18 protein-coding genes and 2 tRNA genes are annotated in these 21,397 nt (G+C 63.8%); 11 read left to right on the forward strand and 9 right to left on the reverse strand.

Features of this window, described 5'->3' with window-relative positions; translation table 11 throughout:
* Positions 1-26: 26 nt before the first annotated feature.
* Complete coding sequence (locus ABIC09_RS09580; protein WP_354083784.1) at positions 27-479, reverse strand: hypothetical protein; 453 nt, start codon at positions 477-479, stop codon at positions 27-29.
* A 305-nt stretch (positions 480-784) separates the two neighbouring features.
* On the opposite strand from ABIC09_RS09580, the gene ABIC09_RS09585 reads away from it, so the two are divergent.
* Positions 785-1,270: a hypothetical protein gene (locus ABIC09_RS09585; RefSeq protein ID WP_148750264.1), complete on the forward strand. Its 486-nt coding sequence runs from the start codon at positions 785-787 to the stop codon at positions 1,268-1,270.
* 44 nt (positions 1,271-1,314) lie between these two features.
* Entirely contained in the window at positions 1,315-1,821 is a 507-nt protein-coding gene (locus ABIC09_RS09590) for a hypothetical protein (RefSeq protein ID WP_148750266.1), read from the forward strand.
* A gap of 257 nt (positions 1,822-2,078) precedes the next feature.
* On the opposite strand, the gene rlmB is transcribed toward ABIC09_RS09590, so the two are convergent.
* Positions 2,079-2,909 carry a 23S rRNA (guanosine(2251)-2'-O)-methyltransferase RlmB gene (gene rlmB / locus ABIC09_RS09595; RefSeq protein ID WP_354083782.1) on the reverse strand — a complete coding sequence of 277 codons (831 nt, stop codon included), beginning with the start codon at positions 2,907-2,909 and terminating at the stop codon, positions 2,079-2,081.
* A 206-nt stretch (positions 2,910-3,115) separates the two neighbouring features.
* Here rlmB and ABIC09_RS09600 point away from each other — a divergent pair.
* Positions 3,116-3,201: transfer RNA gene (locus tag ABIC09_RS09600), tRNA-Tyr, on the forward strand.
* A gap of 116 nt (positions 3,202-3,317) precedes the next feature.
* On the opposite strand, the gene ABIC09_RS09605 is transcribed toward ABIC09_RS09600, so the two are convergent.
* On the reverse strand, positions 3,318-4,349 hold the full coding sequence (locus ABIC09_RS09605; RefSeq protein ID WP_354109102.1) for an LLM class flavin-dependent oxidoreductase: 1,032 nt from the start codon (positions 4,347-4,349) through the stop codon (positions 3,318-3,320).
* Positions 4,350-4,714: 365 nt separating this feature from the next.
* On the opposite strand from ABIC09_RS09605, the gene ABIC09_RS09610 reads away from it, so the two are divergent.
* On the forward strand, positions 4,715-5,182 hold the full coding sequence (locus ABIC09_RS09610) for a hypothetical protein (protein WP_354109103.1): 468 nt from the start codon (positions 4,715-4,717) through the stop codon (positions 5,180-5,182).
* Between the two features lie 21 nt (positions 5,183-5,203).
* On the opposite strand, the gene ABIC09_RS09615 is transcribed toward ABIC09_RS09610, so the two are convergent.
* Positions 5,204-7,261 (reverse strand): ATP-dependent helicase, encoded by a 2,058-nt coding sequence (locus ABIC09_RS09615; RefSeq protein WP_354109104.1) that lies wholly within the window; start codon positions 7,259-7,261, stop codon positions 5,204-5,206.
* Between the two features lie 52 nt (positions 7,262-7,313).
* On the opposite strand from ABIC09_RS09615, the gene ABIC09_RS09620 reads away from it, so the two are divergent.
* Complete coding sequence (locus ABIC09_RS09620; protein WP_354109105.1) at positions 7,314-7,451, forward strand: hypothetical protein; 138 nt, start codon at positions 7,314-7,316, stop codon at positions 7,449-7,451.
* A 15-nt stretch (positions 7,452-7,466) separates the two neighbouring features.
* On the opposite strand, the gene ABIC09_RS09625 is transcribed toward ABIC09_RS09620, so the two are convergent.
* Together ABIC09_RS09625 and ABIC09_RS09630 are read right to left on the reverse strand one after the other, a co-directional pair.
* Positions 7,467-7,853 carry a YciI family protein gene (locus ABIC09_RS09625; RefSeq protein WP_354109106.1) on the reverse strand — a complete coding sequence of 129 codons (387 nt, stop codon included), beginning with the start codon at positions 7,851-7,853 and terminating at the stop codon, positions 7,467-7,469.
* A gap of 192 nt (positions 7,854-8,045) precedes the next feature.
* Entirely contained in the window at positions 8,046-8,759 is a 714-nt protein-coding gene (locus ABIC09_RS09630; protein WP_354109107.1) for a substrate-binding periplasmic protein, read from the reverse strand.
* Positions 8,760-9,087: 328 nt separating this feature from the next.
* Between ABIC09_RS09630 and ABIC09_RS09635 the strand changes: the two genes are divergently transcribed.
* Positions 9,088-11,490, forward strand: coding sequence for an ATP-binding protein (locus ABIC09_RS09635; RefSeq protein WP_354109108.1), 2,403 nt, complete (start codon positions 9,088-9,090; stop codon positions 11,488-11,490).
* A gap of 369 nt (positions 11,491-11,859) precedes the next feature.
* Positions 11,860-11,933: transfer RNA gene (locus ABIC09_RS09640), tRNA-Gly, on the forward strand.
* A 132-nt stretch (positions 11,934-12,065) separates the two neighbouring features.
* Here ABIC09_RS09640 and ABIC09_RS09645 read toward each other — a convergent pair.
* Entirely contained in the window at positions 12,066-12,938 is an 873-nt protein-coding gene (locus ABIC09_RS09645; RefSeq protein ID WP_148750296.1) for an NmrA family NAD(P)-binding protein, read from the reverse strand.
* 45 nt (positions 12,939-12,983) lie between these two features.
* On the reverse strand, positions 12,984-13,406 hold the full coding sequence (locus tag ABIC09_RS09650) for a DoxX family protein (RefSeq protein WP_148750297.1): 423 nt from the start codon (positions 13,404-13,406) through the stop codon (positions 12,984-12,986).
* A 126-nt stretch (positions 13,407-13,532) separates the two neighbouring features.
* Between ABIC09_RS09650 and ABIC09_RS09655 the strand changes: the two genes are divergently transcribed.
* Entirely contained in the window at positions 13,533-14,438 is a 906-nt protein-coding gene (locus ABIC09_RS09655; protein ID WP_354109109.1) for a LysR family transcriptional regulator, read from the forward strand.
* Positions 14,439-14,641: 203 nt separating this feature from the next.
* Here ABIC09_RS09655 and ABIC09_RS09660 read toward each other — a convergent pair whose 3' ends face one another.
* The gene (locus tag ABIC09_RS09660) at positions 14,642-17,017 is read right to left on the reverse strand and encodes a glucose/quinate/shikimate family membrane-bound PQQ-dependent dehydrogenase (protein ID WP_354109110.1); all 2,376 of its coding nucleotides are present in this window, start codon (positions 17,015-17,017) and stop codon (positions 14,642-14,644) included.
* Between the two features lie 240 nt (positions 17,018-17,257).
* On the opposite strand from ABIC09_RS09660, the gene xylB reads away from it, so the two are divergent.
* From xylB to ABIC09_RS09675, 3 genes are all read left to right on the forward strand, one after another.
* Complete coding sequence (xylB, locus tag ABIC09_RS09665; protein WP_354109111.1) at positions 17,258-18,703, forward strand: xylulokinase; 1,446 nt, start codon at positions 17,258-17,260, stop codon at positions 18,701-18,703.
* A gap of 125 nt (positions 18,704-18,828) precedes the next feature.
* Positions 18,829-20,352, forward strand: a complete 1,524-nt coding sequence (locus ABIC09_RS09670; protein WP_354037226.1) for a sugar ABC transporter ATP-binding protein — start codon at positions 18,829-18,831, stop codon at positions 20,350-20,352.
* Entirely contained in the window at positions 20,345-21,385 is a 1,041-nt protein-coding gene (locus tag ABIC09_RS09675) for an ABC transporter permease subunit (protein ID WP_148750302.1), read from the forward strand. The genes ABIC09_RS09670 and ABIC09_RS09675 overlap by 8 nt, the downstream gene beginning before the upstream one ends.
* Positions 21,386-21,397: the final 12 nt, after the last annotated feature.

The following is a 21,397-nucleotide window of genomic DNA, read 5'->3' on the forward strand; positions in this document are numbered from 1 at the left end:
GAGCCATTTCGATTGAGTTTTTGGGCCTACTGGCAGAGGTGCTGCCGACCGTCTTCACCCTTGAACCACGTGCCGGGCCTGCACACGATGCCGTTGCGGGCCGCATAGGCATCCCAATTGCCATACCAGCCGGGTCCGCTGCGGTCGTAGCTCGCGTAGGAATTGCTCCAGCCCTGGAACGGCGCGGTGGCGACCGTTGCTGCGGTGCCGACGGCGGCGCCCGCCACCGCTCCCGCCGCGTCGACCGGCCAGAAGCCCGATTGTCCCTGATTGTTCGGGTTCACTTGCCGCTGGGCCGTGTGCCGGCGGCGATAGGCGCGATCGGTGGCGGGATTGGCGGGGCCGAGATTTTGGCAAGCGGGATCCTGGAACAACCCCGTGCAGCGGGCCGAATTGTCGGCCGCGGTCTGCGCGAAGGCTGGTGTGGCCAGCGTGGACGCAACGATTGCGGCCAAGCCAAGAAGCTTCAGGCTTGTCATGGCATTTTCTCCATGTTGTTGAGACCTGTGCTAAGTGCGATCTGACGCTGTCGTTCCGCGTTTTCTGGCCTGCGGGGTCACATCGACGTGAACCCGCTCAGGATGTGAGATCTGTGCCAGGCAACCTTGTCTACGTGAGCGATGCAACGGCTGTCTCTCCCGTTAACGCTTCACTAGCGTGCTTCGCAGCATTTGAGCGCCGCGCGATCCTTACGCGTTAGGCTTACCGGAATTTGGTCAGCCGTCCTTAACCCTCTCTATGCTGCAATCCGTTAGGTTGTGCTCCGCATAACCGGGATCCTTCCATGCGCGCATTCGCGCTCGCAGCCTTTCTGATCGGACTGCCCGCAACGGCTCTTGCCGGCGGCGGCTTCGATATCGTCGTGCCCGGCCGTCCCGGCGTGCCCATCATCATCAACAATATCGATGCGTCCTACAGCGTCGTCGAAGGTGTCTGGGGCCTGGGCAAGAGCCTCCAGGTGCAGCCCACGATCTATGGCGGGCGCTACGTGGCCGAGCGGCAGCCCTCCGATGTCGGCCATTATTATCCGAGCATGGGCTTGCAGCCCGGCTATGGCCGCCTCGAGATCGAGCCGCCCGCGAACCGCAGATTGCCGCAGCCGGCAGAGAGCTATCACCAGAGCTGGGGCGCGTCATCCGCGCCGCTGCCGCCGCAAATGGATGTGCCGGTCAACCCGCCGCCGGTGATCCTCGCGCCTGAGATCAACGACCATCCGCGGCGCCCTCGACCGCGACCGCATGCAGAGATGCCCGGCAAGCCGCCGGGTTAAGAAGCGTCAAAATCCAAAAAAACGGAAATCAACAGGAGAGAGTAATGCGTCAGATGATTTCAGGACTGGTCGCGGCGGCTGCCGTGATGTTCGTGGGCAGCGCGCCGGCGATGGCCTGCGGCTTCAATCCGTGCCAGCCGGTTGCGCCGGTCTATTCCGGCTGCAACACCGGCTGCGGCGGTTACGGCTACGGCGCCGGCTACGGTTATGAGCGCCTCGCCGAGCCGAGCTCGCAATACTACTACGTCAACCAAGGCCCGACCTACACTGGCCCGGGTGCCTTCGCGCCGACTCCGACCTACCAGGAAGACGCGGTCGTCGCGCCCGCCAATTATGGCTACGGCTATGGCTATCGCGCGGCTGCTGTCGCGCCGCCGGTCGCCTATCCCTATCGCCGCCCGTACTACCGTCCGTATCACTATGGCTACGGCCCGCGCTACGGCTACTTGCCGCGCACGCATTACGGCTATGGTCCGCGCTATGGCTACGCCCATCGTTACGCGCCTGCGCCGTATTACGGCGGCCACCGCGTCCTGCGCCGCTATTACTGATCTCTGATCGGTTGAGCCCAATGAAGCGCCCGTCCGCGTGATGCGGACGGGCGTTTTGCTTTTGTCTCCAAAACAACCCCATGCACAGTAGCCGCGGATAGCGAAATCAAGGACTTGAAGCGCAACGGGATCGAGATGAGGGATCATCGCGCATTGGCTCGTTGTTCGAGCCTGTCATTTCCGAAAAATAGAAATTCGCTTGACCCGTCGGGCAAAACAGGCGCACGATGGCATCGTCGGGATGTGCGCGGCGACGCCTAGCGCTTCATCAGTCCGAGCCGGCTCGCGCCGACATAGAGCGAGAGCGCGGCGGCATTCGAGACGTTGAGGCTCTTGATCTCGCCGGGCATGTCGAGCCGCGCCACGACGCTGCAGGTCTCGCGAGTCAATTGCCGCAAGCCTTTGCCTTCGGCACCCAGCACCAGAGCGAGCGGCTCGCGTAGCGTGACGTCCGAGAGGTCCTCGCTGCCTTCGCTGTCCAGACCGACAGTCAGGAAGCCGCTGTCGTTCAACTCGTTCAGCGCGCGGGCGAGGTTCTGCACGGTGATGACAGGCACCAGCTCCAGCGCGCCGGAGGCGGCCTTGGCGAGCACGCCGGTCGCTTCCGGGCTGTGGCGCGCGGTGGTGACGATCGCTTTCACCGCGAACGCGGCGGCGGAACGCAGGATGGCGCCGACATTGTGCGGATCGGTGATCTGGTCGAGCACCAGCACCATGCCCTCCAGCGCCAAATCCTCGATGTCGGGCGAGGGCAGGGGATCGGCCTCCGCGAGCAGGCCCTGATGCACGGCGTCGGGCGACAGCAGCCGGTCGATCTCCTGGGGCCGAACGATCTCGGGCGCGATCCGGGTCTCGATGTTCTCGTCCGCCAGGCGCCGGGCGGCGTTCTCGGTCAGCGTCAGCTTGCGGATCCGTCGCTGCGGGTTCGCGAGCGCCATCGTGACGGTGTGCCAGCCATAGAGGATGACGGGTCCGTCGGCATGCGAATCGCGGTCGCGCCAGGCCGGCCGGCCGGCCGATTTTCCCGGTTTGTTGAAGGGCTTAGCCCCGCCGCGGGGGCCCCTTGGGGTGAATTTTCGATCCTTCATGCGCTCGCTTGTGTCACGGGTCCCGGAATATGGCAATTTGGGTGGCTTCGAGGGCGATTTTAGCTGTTCGCCTCGGTTGACTTTGCCCCACCGCATCGCCCATAAACGCGCCCGGTCGCGCCCCCATCCGGGCTGTCGCGGCCTTCACGTTCCATGGCCGTCTTCGGTCGCCGGCAAGGTCCGGCCCGATTGTGCTGCCGTCGAGCGGGGGAGTGTCCCGAGTGGCAAAGGGAGCTGACTGTAAATCAGCCGCCTTATGGCTTCGCAGGTTCGAGTCCTGCCTCCCCCACCAGCCTCGCTCACTTCGCGAGCTTCGGCTGGGCAGGCCAGCCAAGATGACTATTGCGCGAAGCTAGCGAAGGCTGCCACGCCGTAGCCCGATGGGCGCAGGCGGGCTGTCTCCAAATGCTACCCCAGCATCTCCTTCACCATCGGCACCACCTTGCGCCCGTAGAGCTCGATGCTCTTCATCAGCTTCTCGTGCGGCAACGGCCCTGCCGAATATTTCAGCTGAAACCGCGCAATGCCAAGCGCCTTGGCCGTCCTGGCGATCTTGCGCGCGACCGTTTCCGGCGAGCCGACATAGAGCGAGCCGTGCTCGGCTTCGCTGACGAATTCGTCGCGGCCCATCGCCGGCCAGCCGCGCTCACGGCCGATGCGGTCGCGCATGGCCCTGTAGTCCGGCCAGAGCTCTTCGCGGGCCTGCTCGTCGGTCTCGGCGACGTAGCCGGGTGAGTGCACGCCGATCGGCTGCGCGGGGCGGCCGAACTCCTTGAACGCGCGGTGATAGAGATCGACGTAAGGCGCGAAGCGTTCGGGATCGCCGCCGATGATGGCGAGCATCAGGGGCAGGTCGTAATGCGCGGCGCGCACCACCGATTGCGGGCTGCCGCCGACCCCGATCCAGGTTTTGAGCGTTCTGTTCTCGACCGGCGGATAGACCAGCTGATCCCTCAGCGGCGGACGCAGCTTGCCTTCCCAGCTCACCGGCTTCTGCGACAGCAATGCGGCGAACAGATCGAGCTTCTCCTCGAACAGGTCCTCGTATTTGCGCAGGTCGAAGCCGAACAGCGGAAAGGATTCCGTGAACGAGCCGCGGCCGAGGATCACTTCGGCGCGTCCATTGGAGAGCGCATCCAGCGTGGCAAAGCGCTGGAATACGCGGATCGGATCGTCCGAGCTCAGCACCGTCACGGCCGAGCCGAGACGAATGCGCTTGGTGCGCGATGCGATCGCGGCGAGCACGGTTTCGGGCGAGGAGATTGCGAAATCGGCACGGTGATGCTCGCCGAGCCCGATGAAGTCGAGTCCGAGCTCGTCGGCCAGCACCGCCTCGTCGAGGACGTTGCGGATCACCTGCGCATGCGGAAGCATGCTGCCGGTTGCGTCCCTGGTGACGTCGCCAAAGGTATCAAGTCCGAATTCGAGCGGTGCGGTCATCGATCAGGTCTCTGTGGGGAGGATCGTCGAGACTTAATGGATGGCCACCGAGCCACAAGGGCATTCGCGGAAATGCTCGGTTTCCGTTTTACCGCCACATCCCTCGCATCCGCGCGCCGATGTCGATCTTCGGGCCTTGCGATGCAGCGCGCTCGAACAGATCGACGAGCGATTCCGAGATGAACAAATGCGCGCGGCTAGACGTGGACGGTCGCCCTTGGCATTTAGGCTGCGGGGAGTGACAAATCGTCTTATCTACGGTAGGTTGCGTTTCGGCATGTTAACCGACGCACTATTTTGGTGTGGATTGGAGTGATTTTTAACTCGCATTTCTAATCGATCGCGAAGGCACGGGAGTATTTGCAATGTCTTCGAAATTTGCAGCGCTAGTGTTGTTGGTGGTCGTCAGCATCGTTGGCATCGAACCCGCGCAGGCGGAGACCATCCGCGTTCCGTGGCCCATTTGGATACTGATTGAAGGATGGTATTTGCTAGCTTGGGGCGTCGGCGAACTGTGGGCCTTAATTCTCGCAAGTTTCAACGCCTTCTGGGCCTTTCTATTATTCGTCGTCTTCGTCCCTCTGCCAAGACTTACGCTTGGCATAGTAGTCACCCTCGGCGGAGCCTTTCTTCCAGACAACATTTTTTCAAAAGCAAGAGCTGCCGGCAAAGAGGGAGGAAAAAAAGCAGGAGGTAAGGTGTCTCAAGCTGGCACCGGAGCGATTGAAGTGAGCGCCCACAAGGTCTCCATGAAAGGTGCGCCGCGATATGCAGTCTGCTTAATAGGAATAATGATCGTTGCCTCTTCGCTTTGGCAATTCTCAGCGAAATAGGCGCGACAGGTGTCGCCAAGTCTACCGCCACATCCCCCGCATCCGCGCGCCGATGTCGATCTTCGGGCCTTGCGATGCGGCGCGCGCGCCCGCCGCGGCGGCCATCGGCCAGGCGGCGCGCTCGAACAGATAGACCAGCTGCTCCGGGATGAAGCGTGTGCGTGAGGCGTAGACGTGGCGGTCGCCCTTGGCTTGCTGGCCGTGGACGAAGAAGCGTTGCGGCACCAGGAGATGCAGATCGTCCTTGGCGCGCGTCATCGCGACGTAAAGCAGGCGGCGCTCCTCCTCGAGCTCGGCGCTGGTGCCGGCGCCGAGGTCGGACGGCATGCAGCCGTCGACGACGTTGAGCACGAACACCGACTTCCATTCCTGGCCCTTGGCGGAATGGATGGTGGAGAGGATCAGATAGTCCTCGTCGCGCAAAGGAGGCCCGGATTTGTCGCTGGTCGCGTTCGGCGGATCGAGCGTGAGTTCGGTCAGGAATTTTTCGCGCGATGAATAGCCGCTCGCGATCTGCTCGAGCTGCATCAGATCGGCGCGGCGCGTCTCGGAATCCTCGTGGATGCGGTCGAGGTGCGGCTCGTACCAGAGACGCACGCGCTCGAGATCGGCCGGCCATTCCGAGTAGCGCAAGTTTTCGACCGTGCGGACGAAGCCCGTCCAGTCAGCGCCAGTGCGCGGCGGCACCGGAACCTGGCCGAGCGCATGCAGCGGGTCCATGCTCTCGGCCATCTGGTCCAGCACGCGCTGCGCGGTCGCGGGCCCAATGCCCGGTAGCAGATGCAGGATGCGAAAACCGGCGACGCGATCGCGCGGGTTCTCGGCAAAGCGCAGCAGCGCCAGCACGTCCTTGACATGCGCAGCGTCGAGGAATTTCAGTCCGCCGAATTTCACGAAGGGGACGTTGCGGCGGGTCAGCTCGATTTCGAGCGGGCCGGAATGCGATGAGGTGCGGAACAGTACCGCCTGGTGCTTGAGAAGCGCGCCTTGCTCGCGATTGGCCAGCACCTGCTCGACGATGTAGCGGGCCTGGTCGGCCTCGTCATGCACGGTGACGAGCTGCGGCTTGTGCGCGGAGATGCGGTCGGTCCAGAGATTCTTGGTGAAGCGCTCGCGCGCGAGGCCAATGACGCCGTTGGCCGCCGCCAGCACCGGCTGCGTCGAGCGGTAATTGCGGTCGAGCGTGATCATTTCCGCGCGCGGCGAGAAGCTTTGCGGAAAATCCAGGATGTTGCGAACCGTCGCGGCGCGGAACGAATAGATCGACTGCGCATCGTCGCCGACCACGGTGAGCCCGCGTCCATCAGGCTTCAGCGCCAGCAGGATCGAGGATTGCAGGCGGTTGGTGTCCTGATATTCGTCGACCAGCACGTGATCGAAGCGGCCGCCGATCTCGTCGGCGATCAGCGTGTCGCTCATCATCTGCGACCAGTAGAGCAGGAGATCGTCGTAATCGAGCACGTGCTGGGCCTGCTTGGCCTCCACGTAAGCGGCAAACAGCCCCTTCAGTTCGGCGGCCCAGCCCGCGCACCAGGGATAATGCTGGCCGAGCACCTTCTCGATCTCCATCTCGGCATTGACGCAGCGCGAGTAGATGGACAGGCACGTGCCCTTGGCCGGAAAGCGGCTCTCCGTCTTCGACAACCCGCGTTCGTGCCGGACCAGATTCATCAGGTCGGCGGAATCCTCGCGATCGTGGATGGTGAAGGCGGGATCGACGCCGATGCGCTCGGCATATTCGCGCAGGAGCCGCGCGCCGATGCCGTGGAAAGTGCCAGCCCAGGTGAGCGCATCGCGCATGATCGCGGCGTTGTTCTCGCCCAGCACTTTTCGGGCGATGCGCTCGACGCGGCCGGACATCTCGGCGGCCGCGCGGCGGGAAAACGTCATCAGCAGGATGCGGCGCGGATCGGCACCGGCGACGATCAGATGCGCGACGCGGTGGGCGAGCGTATTGGTCTTGCCGGAGCCGGCGCCGGCAATGACGAGCAGGGGGGCGCCCACGGTCGCGCCATCGGCCACGCCATGCTCTACGGCGCGGCGCTGCTCCGCATTGAGCGTGTCCAGATAGGTTGTCACGAATCGCCCCGATGAAGTCTGCAGAATCAACGATCCTCAGGCGAATCGCAATGTGGCTGGACGCAAGTCACCCAAGGATTTAGGGGAGAGGGCGTTTGCCCCGCAATATGCGTCCTACTTCTGGTTCCTGGCCTTTGGCGGACGTCTGATCCGCCGCCGCATGGATGCGGCGACGGACGGCAAGACCTGATGGCGCCGCTGCCCGTCATCCCTTGGTCGCTGTCGCGCCGAACCCATCGGCCGGCACGTAAAGCTTGACCGGTCGGATTTCGTAGACCGCACTGGGATTGACCTGGCGCAGCAACCGCGCCGCCGCGATCGCCTCGTCATCCGTGTCGTATTCGACGAGGTGGAAGCCCAGAAGCTGCTCCTTGGTCTCGGCGAACGGGCCGTCCAGCACCATGCCCGCGCCGGGGCCGCGCAAGGTGCGGGCCTTTTGGGTGTCATCCAGACGGGCGGCCGGCCCAAGGTGCCCGCTTGCCCTCAAGGGCGCCTGAACCTCGATGACTTTGGCGACGACCGCGGCGTCCTCCGCCGGCGACCACGACAAAATCTCGTCTTCCACATGGTAAGCCAGGATCGCGTAAAGCATCTTCACCTCGTTTGTTTTTGGGCGCGCATCCCGAAGGACGTATGGCCGGCGCCGATACCGACAACGGCCGACCTCAAGATATCGCGTCGCGGCGTGTGCGACGAAACGTTTCTGAAACCCGATTGCCGCCCGGCGTGCTGATTGCTTCCGTCGCCCTAGGCGAGCGACTTCGCACGCTCTGAGCCGGCGTTGTCAGGGGGCGCTTAGAACCTGCTTGACGAGGGCCTCGCGCAGCGCCGCCAGCTCGCCGCTCGTCTCCATCTGCTCGATCACCTGTCCAACTTTCGGCACCAGGTCGCGGTGGCGTTCGTGCAGGTAATGGTAGATGCGGATGCGCTCGAGCGGCGGCGAGAGCGGGTAGATCCTGGCCTGTAGATTGAGCTTGCGAACAGCGACCAGCCCGCTGAAGAGGTCGGTGACCATCACGTCGAAACGATCGGCATCGAGCATCCTGATCATGTTCTCGAGGCTCATGGTCGCCGTGACGTGGTCCATGCCGCGCGTGCCGGCTTCCGACGAGCCGACGCCGCGGACGATGCCGATGCTGTAGTCCCGGATGGAATTCCAGCCATTCACGTCGAAATGGAGTTTGGTCGCGAACACCGCGGGTTCGATGTAGTTGATCGCCGGCGTGACCTTCAGCAGCGTCGGGTAATCGCGCGACAGCGTTCCGATCCGCTGGATTTCACCATCGACCTCGCCGGCGCTCGACAGGGCCAGCGCCCGCTTGCCGGGGACGTCCTCGAATTCGAGCTTGATGTTCAGCTTGGCGTAGACAGCCCGCAGCATCTCGCCGCCGACATACTGATCGGGAATGTCGGCGATCCGCGCCAGCCGGATCACTGACTGCGCGGAGGACGAGCCGGCTGCGAACAGCGACAGGCAGACGACAACTATCCGCCACATTGGGCGCCTCTTTGACCGTTGCTTGCTACCACCGGGTTCGGAGGCCCGCGTGATCTACCGGAGATGGGGGCTCGCGCAGGGCCACAACACTCATCGTTCGCCCGGCGACACCTGATTTTCACCGATGTCATTCTAGCATGCGAAGTGGTACCTTGCGCGAGGATCCTGCTGCTGGGCGCAAGGATATGACCCCACCGACCTCAGATCGCCCAAGGGCCGACAGGATTGCTGCGCGCATCGCGTGCTGAGGAAGAATCAAAACCGTTGAATTGCGCGAGGCTGCGACCGGCAGGCCGGAGAGGTGTCGCCATTTTCGGGGACGGGGTGCATGGGCAACGCAGGTGACAAGAATCCCGATCGCAGCCGCGCTGTTTCGCCGGCGGCCGCGAAGCAGGATTTGAGCGGCATCGGAATCGCGTTCACGTCCCCGATGCTCGCGGCGCTGCTATCGCGGATCTTCAACTGGTCGCGAAGCGGCATCGGGCCCCGCCTGCTTGCTGCCGTGCTGCTGTTCTCCTCGATCGTGACGCTGACACTGACCGCGCTCCAGCTCTATCTGGACTATGATCGCGAAGTCGGCGTGATCGAGACGCGGCTCGAGGAGGTCGGCCGCAGCACCACGGGCAGCCTCGGCGAGAGCCTGTGGAATCTCGACCAGAACCAGCTCAAGCTCCAGCTCGACGGTATCCTGCGGCTGCCCAGCATGCGCGCCGCCGAGGTCCGTGAGATTGCCGATCGCCCTAATCCCATCCGTGTCGCCGTCGGTGAGCCGAGCAGCCGCTCGGTCGTGACGCGCGACTATCCCCTGACCTATGCTGTGCAGGGGACCGCGCGCGCCATCGGCGTGCTCCATGTCGAGGCGACGCTGAGTGATGTCTATCAGCAATTGCTGAACCGGGCTCTCGTCATCCTGGCAAGCCAGGCGGCAAAGACGTTCCTCGTCTCGCTGTTCATCATCTACATGGTCCACATTCTGGTGACGCGGCATCTGGTTGCGATCGCCGAGTTTGTCAGCAAGTACAGCCTGGCGCGGCCGCCGCCGCCGTTGCATCTGGAGCGACGGCCTCCTCACGATCCCGACGAGCTGGACAAGGTGATCGACGCATTCAACGCCATGTGCGCCAACCTCGGTCGTGCCTATGGCGAGTTGCGCGAGGCCAATGCGAATCTCGAACGTGATCTGAAGATCCGCCGGCGCGCCGAAGAGGATGCGCGCGCGAGCGAGCAGCGCTTTCGCGACTATGCCGAGACCGCATCCGACTGGTTCTGGGAAACCGGGCCGGATCATGTGTTCACCTATATATCGGACCGGGCCGGCGCCTTCGGCATGGATCGTGAGGCCCTGATCGGCAAGCGACGTCCGGATGCCGCCTTCGACCACGATGCCGAGGCGCAGAAATGGCATGACCACATGGCGACGCTGGATCGTCACGAGCCGTTCCGGATGTTCGAGTATCGCGGCCGCGATCGGGCCGGGCGTTTGCACTACTTCAGTGTCAACGGTCAGCCGGTGTTCGCCGAGGACGGCCGTTTCATGGGCTATCGCGGCTCCGCCACCGATCTCACGTCGCAGCACGAGACCGAGGAGCGGCTTCGCCAGTCCCAGAAGATGGATGCGATCGGCCAGCTCACCGGCGGCGTCGCGCACGACTTCAACAACGTTCTCACCGTCATCACCGGCACCATCGAGATCATTCAGGAGGGGCTTGCCGAGAAGCCAGAACTCGCCGCGATCGCCCAGCTCATCGACGATGCGGCCTCGCGCGGTGCCGAGATCACGTCTCAGCTCCTGACGTTTGCGCGGCGCCAGCCGCTGGAGCCGCGCGAGATCGACGTCAATGGTCTCGTGCTCGAGACGGCGAAGCTGTTGCGGCCGATCCTCGGCGAGCATGTCGAGATCGTGACACGGCTCGCGGACGATGCGTGGCTGGCGATGGCAGATCCGTCGCAGCTTTCGTCGGCGATCGTCAATCTCGCCGTCAATGCGCGCGATGCCATGCCGGATGGCGGTAGGCTCACGCTCGAGACGGCAAACCGGGAGCTCGACAGCACCGGCAATGGCGACGGCGATGCCGGCTCCTACGTCATGGTCGCCGTGGCCGACACCGGTCACGGCATCCCCGCCGACATCCGCGACCGCGTGTTCGAGCCGTTCTTCACCACCAAGGGGGTCGGCCGCGGCACCGGACTTGGTCTGAGCATGGTCTACGGCTTCGCCAAGCAGACCGGCGGCACCGTCGCGATCGAGAGCGAGGAGGGCCGCGGCACGGTGATGCGGCTGTTCCTGCCACGATCGGCGGGCGAGGCCGCGGCGAGGACCGAGCCGGTGGCGGCGCCCGCGCCGGCGCGCGGGCGCGAGACCATCCTCGTGGTCGAGGACGATCCGCTCGTGCAGGGTTATGTCATCGCCCAGCTCGGCAGCCTCGGCTATCGCACGCTGACTGCCAGCGATGGCGCAAGTGCGCTTGCGCTGGTCGACCAGGGGGTGAGCTTCGATCTCCTGTTCACGGACATCATCATGCCCGGCGGCATGAACGGGCGGGAATTGGCCGAAGCGGTCCGGCTCCGCCGGCCGCGCGTGCGGGTGCTCTACACCTCCGGCTATACCGACAACACCATCGTCCACGAGGGACATCTCGATCCCGGCGTGGCGCTGCTCCAGAAGCCGTATCGGAAGACTGACCTGTCTCAGAAGATTCGAGAGGTGCTCGCGGGCGAGGGACCGCTCTGAGCGCACGCGCGAGGCCAGCGAAAACGGCCCCGACCAAAGAACCGGCCTGACCAAAGAAAAGGCGCGGCGGAGAGACCCCGTCGCGCCCGATTTCTTGCTCGCTGGTCCAGGGCTGAGAGCGCCCCGATGCCAAGCCCTTATTGAGAACTTAGCGGGCGATCCCAGCGAGGTGACAGCGCTTGGTAAAAGACACTGGATCACCTCCTTTCGTTGATTGCGGGAGACCTCAATATAGGCCGGCAGGCCGCCGCTGTTAAGGGGCCGCGGGCCGGGGCGGAACCAAGCTTGTGCGCAAGGGCCGGAAAGCCGGCGAAAGCCGTCGTAGGGGCAGTTGAGACCGCCGCCCGGCCGTGTTAGGGAGCCGGTGTCGCGGGTGTAGCTCAATGGTAGAGCAGCAGCCTTCCAAGCTGAATACGAGGGTTCGATTCCCTTCACCCGCTCCAGAGCTTTCAATCGCTTATGTTTAGCGCGAGGGACGGCTCTTTTTTGATGATCTCATTCTGACAAAGGCTGCTTTACAGTTTCTGTTGCTCGCTTTTGACCGACTGTTTCTCGTATCTCGCATATTCCCACGTTCACGCCGTCACGGCCTTCTGGGCCGCCGTGAAGACGTCGCGTGCGGACGTCGTACCCGCTACGTGCTCCGTACCCTCGACTCCGAGGTCCATCCATCCTGCATTAACGGCATCAAACATTTCTTCGGCAGGTCCGGTGTAGCCCTTCGGGATGCCGAATTGCTCGAACGCTTCCGCCCACCCTTCACGCGGGACTGCAAAGGCTTTCACGTCGAGTTTCAGGACTTCACCCAATTGCTCGGCGACTTCATCCGGGCTGACCATCGAACCAAGCTCGACGACGCGCTGCCCTGACCACGCTGGCCCGGTCAAAAGGGTTGCTGCCGCCGCGCCGATGTCGTTCGTCGCGACCATGGTCGATTTCCGGTTTGTCGGATTGTAGTAGACCGGTAGCGTTCCGCCCTGGGCGACCTGCAAGCCGTAAAGGAAATTTTCGAAGAATCCACCTGCGCGCACAAATGCGATCGGCGATATCAGGTCGCGAAAACCTTGCTCCAGAAGCGACAAGGCCGTGACCATCCCAAGCCCGCTGGTCCTGTTCGCACCCATCGACGAAAGCGCTACCACTCGCGGCGGCGCTGCCTTGGTGAGCGCCTCGACATAGTTCGCAATCACGCCCTTGGCTTCTTTGTAATCGGGCGAGGGGGCCCAAACAGCCGGCAACATGACAAACGCGCCTTCGACGCCTTTGAGCGCCTGCTCGATGGCTGCCGAATCATTCCAATCACCGTCAACCAGCTCCACGCCCCGGTTCGCCCAGCTTGACGCCTTCTCGCGATTGCGGACCAGCGCGCGTACTTCCATGCCATGCGCCAACAGATGTTCTGCCGTTGCGCCGCCCACTTTTCCCGTGATTCCCATGACTAAGAACATGCGTTTTCTCCCGATCTTGAGGGACAGAGCACTGCCCCGGTTGGTTCAACGGATGAGCGGCAGAACGGCCCGGATACGGGGATCGCGCGCGTAGAGGCCGCCCCATGTCATCGCGCCCAGAAGCAGCGAAATGATTTCCGGCGGCGACCCCAACTCACCAATGCGGACATGGGCACAGATGGCACCTCCCAAAAAGCCGGTCACCAGGATCGCGCCGAGGGCGGCGGTGGCCGGGATGGCGTAAAGGATGGCGCAGGCGAGTATGATCGGAGCGACGACGTGGGTCAGGTCGATCGCGAACCCGGTTTCGTGCAACATGCTCGCGATCTGTGCCGGCGCGAACAGCTGAATAGTCCCGTCTGCAACCAGAGCGATAACGACAAACGCGCTCATTATCCGGCCGACCCACTGGGCGCGATGCAAGTTCATGGCATCAGGCGCCTGACGAAGGTTCATGGTTTCAGACATTTTGTGGTTCTCCGAGGGGGCCACCAATCTTCGAGGCCTACTGCCTACTGTGTCTCTAGGGTATGATAAATGCCGCGGAAATGAACTCACTGTTCTCTCTGCGGTGAACAATACCGAGGCACGAAAATGCAGAATCTCGAACCCATCCTCATTTTCATAACGGTAGCGGAAATGGGGAGCTTCACCCGCGCAGCCGATAGCCTCGGCATTCAGAAGGGAAGGGCGTCAACGGCGGTCCGGAAGCTGGAAGAAGATGTCGGTGTCAGGCTTTTGCACCGGACGACGCGTAGCGTGCAGTTGACGGAGGACGGACGCGCATTTCATGCCCGTGCCCGCGATCTCCTTGCTGAAGTCGATGACCTACATTCAATGTTCGCAAGCGATCGCGTGGCACTTCGCGGGCGTTTACGGGTCGATCTTCCGACCGAGGTGGCGCGTACGACGATCGTGCCGGCCTTGCCGGATTTCATGGCGACTCATCCCGAGTTGGAGCTGGAGGTGTCGAGTACGGATCGCCAAGTCGATCTGGTTCAAGAGGGGTTCGACTGCGTATTGCGACTTGGTCCCATCGGGGATGAGACGCTGATCGCCCGCCCGCTGGGCAAGTTGCGCATGGTCAACGCCGCCAGTCCTGCCTATCTGGCGCACTATGGCGTCCCTCGATCGCTGGAAGATCTCCGGCGTCAGGGTCATCGGACAATTCATTTTTCGACGATGTTGGGCGCAAGGCCCTATGGATGGGAATATCCGGACGGCGACAGCTACGCGACGCTTCAGTTGCCTGGTGCGCTGCACGTCAACAGCGCGCAGACCTACGAAGCCGCTGCCCTCGCCGGCCTTGGCCTGATTCAGGCGCCATTCTTGGGGATTGGCCGATACTTGGAGGGTGGCGCGCTTGTGGAGATTATACCCGATTTTCGTCGCCGGGCGCTCGACGTGTCCCTCGTCGTAGCACATCGGCGCAATCTGTCGCGCCGAGTCCGCGCATTCATGAAATGGATCGAAAATGTGCTCGCGCCCTACCTGGAATAGCGAATCGAGCGCTTCGTCCTGCCCTCGAAATCAATGTTTTGAGTTATGTCTGAATAGAGATCGTCGGCCGATCCCCGATCATGCGGCTATCCGGAGCTGCTGGGCCCGAGCATGCGGCCGTGTGGTTCGACCTCGACGTGTCGGTTCTCCCGACCGGGTGACGCGGCTGTTGACGTGATGCCATCATGGCGACGCTCCCGCGTTCAATCCTTCAATGCGTAGGCGATGACGTAATCGCCGCGCTTGGTGCCGAACGAGCCGTGGCCGCCGGCTGCGGTGACGACATATTGCTTGCCGTCGACCTCGTAGCTCATCGGCGTCGATTGTGCGCCGGCCGGCAAGCGGTCTTGCCAGAGCACCTTGCCGTCGCGCACGTCGTAAGCCCGGATCGTGTACTCGTAGGTCCCGGTGTAGAACGCGACGCCGCCGGCTGTCGTGATCGGCCCGCCCAGCATCGGTACGCCCATCCTGAAAGGCAGCGGCAGCGGCGTGGTGTCCCGGATCGTACCGTTGGGATGCTGCCAGACGATCCTCATCGTCTTGAGATCGATCGCGGCCATCGAGCCCCATGGCGGCCGGTAGCACGGCACGGAGAGCGGCGAGAGAAAGCTCTGGATATCGACGCCGAATGGCGTGCCATACATCGGCTGCACCCCGGCCTCGCTGCCGACCGGCTTCTCGGCCGTCGGCGCTGGAGGATTCTGCGGGCCGCGCGGAATGAGCCTTGAGGCAAAAGGCAACGACATCGGGTTGGCGATGGCGATCTGCCTGACAGGATCGACCGCGATGCCGCCCCATTCGAACATGCCGAGATTGCCCGGGAAGACGAGCGTGCCCTGCAACGACGGCGGCGTGAACGTGCCATCGTATCGCAATCGATGGAACATGATCCGGCACAACAGTTGGTCGAAGATCGTGCCGCCCCACATGTCCGCGCCGGTGAGTTTTGCCTCGGGGCGAAATGTCAGCGCGGAGAACGGCTGCGTCGGCGCGGTGCGGTCGCCGGGGGCGGCGCCCTGCGGGACCGGACGTTCCGGCGCCGGAACGATCAGCTCGCCGGTCCTGCGATCGAGCACAAAGATGTTGCCCACCTTGGTTGGCTGGATGATCGCGGGAACGACGCCCTTGGCTGTGGTCACATCGATCAGGCTCGGTTGAGAGGGCACGTCCATGTCCCAGAGGTCGTGATGCACCGTCTGGTACGACCAGGCGCGCTTGCCGGTGTTGACGTCGAGTGCAACGATCGAGCTGGAATAGCGCTCGACCAGCGCATTGCGATTGCCGCCCCAGATGTCGGGCCCGTTATTGCCGGTGGGGATGTAGACCAGGTTCAATTTCGGATCGAACGAGGCTGTGATCCACGAGTTCGGCGAACCGTTGGTGTAGTGACGCGTCGGCGACGGCAGCTCGTTCTCGTCTGCCGCGCCGGAGTCCCAGGCCCAAACCAGCTTGCCGGTGTAGACGTCGAAGCCGCGGATCACGCCCGAAGGCACCTCGACCGCGTAATTGTCGATCACCGCGGCAGCGACGACCAGGATCTTGTCGCTGACAACCGGCGGTGACGTCGGCTCGAAGAAGCCTGCCGTCTTGATCCCCATGCCTTGCTGGAGGTCGAGGCTGCCGTGATCGCCAAAGCTCTCACAGAGCTTGCCGGTGTCGGCATCGAGCGCGATCATGCGGCCGTCATTGACGGGCAGGAAGATCCGCCGGGGGCATTCGGCGGGCGCGGGGCTGCCGCTGCTGTCGACGGCACCCGCGGCAGTTTCGTGGTAGGAGACCCCGCGGCAGGTCATGTGCTGGAACGTCTTGTTGAACACCAGCTTGGGATCGTATCGCCAACGTTCCTTGCCGGTCCTGGCGTCGAGCGCAAACAGCACCTGGTGCTGGGAGCAGAGATAGAGTGTGTCGCGCACCTTGATCGGTGTGACCTCGAAGGTCGTCTCACCGGAATCGTTCGGCGTCGGCATGTCGCCGGTGCGGAAGGTCCAGGCGACCTGAAGCTTGCCGACATTGTCGGGCGTGATCTGCTTCAGCGGCGAATAGCGCTGTCCGAATTGCGTGCGTCCATACGCGCGCCAATCGGCATCAGGCTGAGGATCGGCTTCGCTCTGCTGCACGGCAGAGCCGGATTCGGCGATCGTGCCGTTGATGTCGTGATAGCTGGACAGAAGGGCAATGATAAGTACGGCTGACGCCGCGACAACGCCAATCCACAGCGGCAGCGTCGCGTTGCGGTAAGACACCGGCTCGTCTCGGAGCAGCCCGCGAACGATCACCGGCGTGAGCAGCCAGAGCGCCATGGGGAAAACGATGTCGCCGCGCGATGCAAGCGGCCACCAGTCGAATTGCACCTCGGAGACGGCCCATGCCAGTGTGCCGACCAGCACGATCGCAAACAGCCACAGCGCCGAACGGCGCTGCGCCAGCAATAACGCACCAGTGGCGAGAATGCCGACACCGAGGACGATGTAGAAGATCGACCCACCCAATGCGGCGAGCCAAAGGCCGCCGCCTGCGAGGACCAGGCCGATCAAGGCGTAGACGAGACCGGTGATAAAGACTGCCCTGGATCGCTGCATGGCTGCTCCGGCGCGGAAAAGGAACTACGTCTGTGCAGCGCAAGCGCAACAGAGGACGCCCACTTTCGAGGAATGTGGTTCAATCAACCAGGGCTGGCAACCGTCAACTGCTGCATTCATGTAACATCTGCGCGCAAAGCCGCGGCGCACTTGGCTGCGGGAGCAAAGTTCTTCTAAATATGCACGTCATGTTTGGCGTCGCGTCCGCACCGACGCCAAATCTCGGGAGCCACGTCCGTCATGTATCTCGGCATCGATCTCGGCACCTCGGCGGTCAAGACCGTTCTCGTTGACGGCGCCCAGCGCGTGATTGCGAGCGAGAGCCGCGCTTTGACGATCACCTCGCCGCTATCAGGCTATTTCGAGCAGGATCCCGCTCAGTGGCTCGCGGTGACCTTTGCCACGCTGGACGCCTTGAAGGCATCGCATGGGAAAGAGCTGGCAGCGGTCGAAGGCATCGGGCTGTCCGGCCAGATGCACGGTGCCACGCTGCTTGATGCGAACGAAAAGCCATTGCGGCCTTGCATTCTCTGGAACGACGGACGCTCTGCTGCGGAGTGCCGCATCCTGGAGCAGCGCTGGCCCGCCCTGCGTGCGGTCACCGGCAATAAGGCAATGCCCGGATTCACCGCGCCAAAACTGCTCTGGATCGCCGCGCACGAGCCCGAGATTTTTGCGGCGACGACACGCGTCCTGATGCCGAAGGCCTATCTGCGGCTGGTGCTATCAGGCGAGGCGATCGAGGACGTCTCGGACGCGTCGGGATCGCTATGGCTCGACGCGGCACGCCGGGACTGGTCCGATGCGGCGCTGGCTGCGACCGGCCTGTCGCGCGCGCACATGCCGCGCCTGGTCGAGGGCTGCGCGCCCGCAGCCACATTGCGCAGCGAACTGGCGCAGCGCTGGGGCATGGCGAGGTGCCCGATGATCGCGGGCGGTGCTGGCGACAATCCGGCGGGTGCCGTCGGCATCGGCGCGATCAGGCCCGGAACCGCGTTCATCTCGCTGGGAACCTCAGGCGCCTTGCTGGCGCCGACCAGCCACGTTGCCGCCAATCCGGACCGCGTGGTTCACACGTTCTGCCATGCGATCCCCGGAATGTGGATTCAGGCCGGCGCGATCCTCTCGGCGGCCTCGTGTCTGGCCTGGGCCGCGCGGCTGTTCGGCGTCACTGAAACCGAGCTGCTGGCGCCGCTGGGGGCGCGCCCGCAGGCGCCGTCTCCCGTGAGCTTCCTGCCTTATCTCGCCGGCGAGCGGACACCGCATGACGACCCCGTCGTGCGTGGCATGCTCGATGGCTTGAGCCACGGCACCGACCGCGCGGCGATCGTGCAGGCCGTGCTCGAGGGCGTCGCCTTTGCGCTGGCGGATTGCCGGGACGTGCTTGGCGATGCCGGCATTGCGGTTACGGAAGCTGACGTCATCGGCGGCGGCTCGCGGTCGCGGTTCTGGCTGTCGGTGCTGGCCAATGTTCTCAATGTTCCGATCCATCGCTTTGCCGACGGTGAAACCGGAGCGGCGTTCGGTGCGGCGAGATTGGGGCGGCTTGCTGTCACGGGCGAGGCAGTCGCCGCCGTCTGCACGCCCCCGCAACGCGTCGAAACCTTCGAACCCGGTCGCGCGCTGGTCGAATCCTATGCCGAGCGGCTTTCCGCCTGGCACGAACTGTATCGGCGGCGCCACTAACATCGCTTTGGTTGCCCATTTCTGCCTGTTCGCTGTTGCCCTGTGCGACGGCCTTTTGTTTAATGGGTGAACCGCGCTTAAGAACGAGATGCGGACAGGAAACGCCTTGTGTGCCGGGAGGCACGATGAACGATCCGATCCTCGAGATGCGGGGAGTTTCAAAATCCTTCTTCGGCATCAAGGCGCTGCGCGCGGTCGACCTGACCGTCTATGCGGGCGAGATCCATGCCTTGATGGGCGAGAACGGTGCCGGCAAATCGACCCTGATGAAAATCCTGTCGGGTGCTTACCGGCCCGATCCCGGCGGCGAGATCCGCATCGAGGGCAAGCCGGCGCGCATCGAAGGGCCGCTTGGCGGCCGGGCCGCGGGCATCTCGATCATCTATCAGGAACTGTCTTTGGCCCCCAATCTGAGCGTTGCGGAGAATATTTATCTCGGCCGCGAGCTCTCGCGTTCGGGTTTGCTGGCGCGTGGCGCCATGCGCGAGGGCGTCGGCCCGATCCTGGAGCGGCTGGGGGCGGACTTTCTGCCGTCGACACTGGTCGCGCATCTCTCCATGGGTCAGCGCCAGCTCGTCGAGATAGCGCGTGCGCTGCACGCGCGCTCGAAAATCCTGATCATGGACGAGCCGACCACCGCGCTGTCAGCCGGCGAAAGCGAGCGACTGTTCGCGCTGATCCGTCAGCTCCGTGCCGAGGGGCTTGCCATCATCTACATCTCGCACCGCATGGACGAGGTCTATGCGCTCGGTGACCGCGTCACCGTGCTGCGCGACGGCCGCCTGGTCGGCTCGCTCGACAAGCAGGACATCCGCGCCGACGCCATCGTTCGCATGATGGTTGGGCGCGACGTCTCTTCGTTCTACAAGAAAGATCATGATCCCGAGGCCGGGAAGGGGCATCCCGTGCTCAGCGCCATCGACATGGCCGACGGGCTGCGCGTCAAGGGCTGCTCGCTCACCGTGCATGCGGGCGAGGTGGTGGGGCTTGCCGGCCTGATCGGCGCCGGCCGCACCGAGCTTGCGCATCTCATCATCGGCGCGGCGCCGAGAATTTCAGGCCGTCTCGAGCTTGAAGGCCAGCCAATCGACATCCGTACGCCCGGCGAAGCGCTCGAGGCCGGCATCGCCTATCTGACGGAAGACAGGAAGGCGCTTGGCCTGTTTCTGGACATGTCGTGTCAGGACAACATCAATCTTGCCGTGCTCGGGCGCGATGCCAAGCTCGGTTGTTTCCTGGATCGCGACAAGGCGCGCGAGCGTGCCGACAGGGCCTTCACCGGGCTCAGCATCCGCGCAGCCAATGTCGGCGTGCCCGCCGGGGGCCTCTCCGGCGGCAACCAGCAGAAGGTGCTGTTGTCGCGGCTTCTCGCCATCGCGCCAAAGGTCCTGATCCTCGACGAGCCGACGCGCGGCGTCGACGTCGGCGCCAAGTCCGAGATTTATTCGATCATCGACAATCTTGCCAAGGCCGGTACCGCGATCCTCGTCATCTCGTCCGATCTCCCTGAAATCATCGGCATCTGCGACCGGGTCATCGTGATGCGGTCGGGACTTGTCGCGGGCGAGGTCAGGCGAACCGAGACGGCGCCATTAACTCAGGAAGACATCATGGCCCTCGCCACGTGGACGGAGCATCTGGATGCCTGACAACGGATCGACGCAGGCGAAGGCCGCCACGGCGAACGACCTTGCTGTCGCCCAGGCGACCAAGCGCCAGCGCATCAGGCTTCTGATCCGCGCGGCCGGCATGCTGCCAGTGCTGCTGCTGCTATGCGCCGGCTTTCATTATCTCTCCGACGGCCGTTTCTTCACCGGGCAGAATCTCGGCATCGTCCTGCAGCAGGCTGCCGTCAACACCGTGCTCGCCGCGGGCATGACCTTCGTCATCCTCACCGGCGGCATCGATCTCTCGGTCGGCTCGATCCTGGCGGCGTCGGCAATGGCCGGCCTGACGATGTCGAAACTGCCCGAGTTAGGTGCGCTGTGGCTGCCGGCCGCGGTTCTCACCGGTCTCGGCTTCGGCGTCGTCAACGGTGCGCTTATTGCGCTGTTGCGCCTGCCGCCCTTCATCGTCACGCTGGGCTCGCTCACCGCCGTGCGTGGCCTGGCGCGGCTGCTTGGCGCCGACACCACGGTGTTCAATCCATCCATTCCCTACGCCTTCATCGGCAACGGATCGCTGACGCTTGTGCCCGGCGTGGCGTCGATCCCGTGGCTCTCGGTGATCGCTCTGCTCGTCATCCTGGTCTCGTGGCTGGTGCTGCGCCGGACCGTGCTCGGCGTGCATATCTATGCGGTGGGCGGCAATGAGAGCGCGGCGCGGCTTGCCGGCATCAAGGTCTGGGCCGTCGTGATCTTCGTGTATGGCGTGTCGGGATTGCTGGCCGGGTTGGGCGGCGCCATGCAGGCGGCGCGGCTCTACGCGGCCAACGGTCTTCAGCTCGGCCAAAGCTACGAGCTCGACGCCATCACCGCGGTCATTCTCGGCGGCACGTCGTTCGTCGGTGGCATCGGCTCGATATGGGGGACGCTGGTCGGCGCGCTGATCATCGCCGTGCTCTCGAACGGCCTGATCCTCACGGGCGTCTCCGACATCTGGCAATATGTGATCAAGGGTCTGGTGATCATCGGCGCCGTGGCGCTGGATCGCTATCGGCTGCAAGGCTCTGCCAGAACCTGAAAAGGCTCCGCC

Origin of the sequence: Bradyrhizobium sp. S3.12.5 (genome assembly GCF_040548225.1) — a bacterium.
In the GTDB taxonomy this organism is placed as follows: Bacteria; Pseudomonadota; Alphaproteobacteria; order Rhizobiales; family Xanthobacteraceae; genus Bradyrhizobium; species Bradyrhizobium cytisi.

What these genes read in the sequence shown, in the direction of transcription:
- ABIC09_RS09605 (WP_354109102.1), bottom strand. Translation starts at nt 4,349, where the DNA reads ATGACCGCACCGCTCGAATTCGGACTTGATACCTTTGGCGACGTCACC.
- ABIC09_RS09630 (WP_354109107.1), bottom strand. Translation starts at nt 8,759, where the DNA reads ATGTGGCGGATAGTTGTCGTCTGCCTGTCGCTGTTCGCAGCCGGCTCG.
- ABIC09_RS09670 (WP_354037226.1), top strand. Translation starts at nt 18,829, where the DNA reads ATGAACGATCCGATCCTCGAGATGCGGGGAGTTTCAAAATCCTTCTTC.
- ABIC09_RS09580 (WP_354083784.1), bottom strand. Translation starts at nt 479, where the DNA reads ATGACAAGCCTGAAGCTTCTTGGCTTGGCCGCAATCGTTGCGTCCACG.
- ABIC09_RS09645 (WP_148750296.1), bottom strand. Translation starts at nt 12,938, where the DNA reads ATGTTCTTAGTCATGGGAATCACGGGAAAAGTGGGCGGCGCAACGGCA.
- ABIC09_RS09675 (WP_148750302.1), top strand. Translation starts at nt 20,345, where the DNA reads ATGCCTGACAACGGATCGACGCAGGCGAAGGCCGCCACGGCGAACGAC.
- xylB (WP_354109111.1), top strand. Translation starts at nt 17,258, where the DNA reads ATGTATCTCGGCATCGATCTCGGCACCTCGGCGGTCAAGACCGTTCTC.
- ABIC09_RS09625 (WP_354109106.1), bottom strand. Translation starts at nt 7,853, where the DNA reads ATGCTTTACGCGATCCTGGCTTACCATGTGGAAGACGAGATTTTGTCG.
- ABIC09_RS09660 (WP_354109110.1), bottom strand. Translation starts at nt 17,017, where the DNA reads ATGCAGCGATCCAGGGCAGTCTTTATCACCGGTCTCGTCTACGCCTTG.
- ABIC09_RS09635 (WP_354109108.1), top strand. Translation starts at nt 9,088, where the DNA reads ATGGGCAACGCAGGTGACAAGAATCCCGATCGCAGCCGCGCTGTTTCG.
- ABIC09_RS09610 (WP_354109103.1), top strand. Translation starts at nt 4,715, where the DNA reads ATGTCTTCGAAATTTGCAGCGCTAGTGTTGTTGGTGGTCGTCAGCATC.
- ABIC09_RS09585 (WP_148750264.1), top strand. Translation starts at nt 785, where the DNA reads ATGCGCGCATTCGCGCTCGCAGCCTTTCTGATCGGACTGCCCGCAACG.
- ABIC09_RS09650 (WP_148750297.1), bottom strand. Translation starts at nt 13,406, where the DNA reads ATGTCTGAAACCATGAACCTTCGTCAGGCGCCTGATGCCATGAACTTG.
- ABIC09_RS09590 (WP_148750266.1), top strand. Translation starts at nt 1,315, where the DNA reads ATGCGTCAGATGATTTCAGGACTGGTCGCGGCGGCTGCCGTGATGTTC.
- ABIC09_RS09655 (WP_354109109.1), top strand. Translation starts at nt 13,533, where the DNA reads ATGCAGAATCTCGAACCCATCCTCATTTTCATAACGGTAGCGGAAATG.
- rlmB (WP_354083782.1), bottom strand. Translation starts at nt 2,909, where the DNA reads ATGAAGGATCGAAAATTCACCCCAAGGGGCCCCCGCGGCGGGGCTAAG.